Source organism: Dietzia natronolimnaea, assembly GCF_002289575.1.
In the GTDB taxonomy this organism is placed as follows: Bacteria; Actinomycetota; Actinomycetes; order Mycobacteriales; family Mycobacteriaceae; genus Dietzia; species Dietzia natronolimnaea_A.
In genome coordinates this window covers 1-1,221 of sequence record NZ_NTGA01000096.1, presented here as the reverse complement: position 1 = coordinate 1,221, position 1,221 = coordinate 1, and the positions used below count along the sequence as shown (strand labels likewise).

Sequence of the window (1,221 nt, the reverse complement as noted above, 5' to 3'; positions counted from 1 at the left end):
CTTGGATTCAAATCGTCAATGCAACAGGGCGGCGTAGCGTTCGGCGGGAGTGTCGTAGTCGAGGGTTTTCCGGGGCCGGTTGTTCAATCTCTCCGCGATTCGGTGCAAGTCAGCCTGGGAGTAGCCGTTCATGCTTGTCTTCTTCGGAAAATACTGACGAAGCCAGCGATTGGTGTTCTCGTTGGTGCCGCGCTGCCAGGGCGAGTGTGGGTCGGCGAAGTACACGCTGATCCCGGTGCCGGCGGCGACGTCTTTGTGTCCGGCCAGCTCCATGCCGCGGTCCCACGTCAGGGAGCGAGACATCGTCTCCGGGAGCGCCGACAGCTCCCGGCACAGTCCTTCAGTAACAGAGGACGCATGGCGTGAGTCGACCTGGACTAAGCAGGTGTAGCGGCTGGAGCGTTCCACGACCGTGGCGATCTGGGACTGCTCCGATCCGATCATCAAATCGCCTTCCCAGTGACCTGGAACAGCGCGGTCCGCGACGTCGTCTGGACGGGCATCAATCGACACGGCGTCTTTGATCTGCGAGCGCCACTGGCCGGAGGTGGTGTTGCTGACCGCGCGACGAATCGGTCTGCCGGTGCGCAACTGCTTCTGTAACGACTTGTCCAGCACATTCCAGGATTGGATGTACAGCGACCGATAGATCGCCTCGTGCGAGATCAGCATCCGCGACCCGGCTGGGTACTGCTTCTTCAGCCGACCAGCGATCTGTTCCGGAGACCATTCCTCTTTCAGGCGTGCAGCGACGTAGCCTCGCAGTACAGGGTTCGTGGCCAGCTTGGGCTTCTGAGGACGCCGGGCCCGGCGCCAGGCGCGGTCGTCTGCGTCGATGGCGCGATAGCGCTCCCTACCCTCGTTCTGCCCGACTTCTCGGCTGATCGTTGACGCAGGCCGTCCCAGCTGGCGACCGATCTGGCGGTACGAGTCGCCCGCCGCCAGACCGCGGGAGATCTCCTCCCGATCGGACAGACTCAATGTCCCCGCCCGGCGCTTCTGCGGCGACTGATAGATCCCGCCCTTGGGCCGCAGGATCGAAAACACCGAACCCGGCGGCGAGTCGACCGATCGCGAGATCTCACTGATCGACGACCCCGCCTTCCACATATCCCAGACCCGCTGCCGTTCCTCCGGCGGCAGTCCGGGCCGGCCAATCTTAGCCATCGTCCACCTCCACCATAGATTGCTTGGTGTTGCGTTGACGGTTTGAGTCTAAGG

Annotated in this window: 1 protein-coding gene; it reads right to left on the bottom strand. The window is 63.0% G+C overall.

Features of this window, described 5'->3' with window-relative positions:
• Positions 1 to 15: 15 nt before the first annotated feature.
• Positions 16 to 1,167, bottom strand: coding sequence for an IS30 family transposase (locus CEY15_RS17805; RefSeq protein ID WP_069389026.1), 1,152 nt, complete (start codon positions 1,165 to 1,167; stop codon positions 16 to 18).
• Positions 1,168 to 1,221: the final 54 nt, after the last annotated feature.

Excerpts from the sequence above, each read along its gene's own strand:
- CEY15_RS17805 (WP_069389026.1), bottom strand. The coding sequence starts at position 1,167 with ATGGCTAAGATTGGCCGGCCCGGACTGCCGCCGGAGGAACGGCAGCGG.